At 75.3% G+C, this 523-nt stretch carries 1 protein-coding gene; it reads right to left on the minus strand.

All coding sequences use genetic code 11. From position 1 onward, the window contains the following. Positions 1 to 511, minus strand: a 511-nt coding sequence (locus tag ACTQXM_RS09060; RefSeq protein ID WP_441547652.1) for a transposase, incomplete at its 3' end; no start/stop codon positions are given. Between the last annotated feature and the right edge of the window lie 12 nt (positions 512 to 523).

The raw sequence follows: 523 nt of genomic DNA on the forward strand, positions 1-523 counted from the left end.
CCACGCCGTAGGCGTCCAGCAGCGCCGCCGCGTCCTCCCCGAGCATCGCCCTGAAGGCGCGCGCGGGCGTCGCGAAGCCGAGCGCGCCGCGGGGCTCGGAGTTCACGTGCGACATGGCCAGCGCCAGGTCGGCCGGGGCGAGCCGGTCGAACCTGATTCCGGCGCCCTTGGGCAGCAGCTTCCTGATCTCGACGTGGTTGCGCTCGCAGGCGCCCTTCTGGTCGCTGCGCCTGGGGTCGCAGTAGAACAGCCTCGTCTCGCCCGGCCCCTCGCCGAGCAGCGCCGCGACCGCCGCCTCGTCGGAGAACTCGGCGCCGTTGTCGGTGAGGACGGCGCGGAACACGCGGCGCGTCCCGTCGGCGCCGAGGATGGCCCGGACGCCCTCCAGGGCGCCCGCGACGCACCCGGCGGTCTTCTCCTCCAGCGGCAGCGCGAGCTGGAGCCTGCTGGGGCGGTGCAGCAGCGTGAGCAGGCAGGCGGAGTCCTCCCGGGCCCCCTCGACGGTGTCCATCTCCCAGGCCGC

It is taken from the genome of Collinsella sp. LCP19S3_D3 (assembly GCF_052121455.1).
Taxonomy (GTDB): Bacteria; Actinomycetota; Coriobacteriia; order Coriobacteriales; family Coriobacteriaceae; genus Collinsella.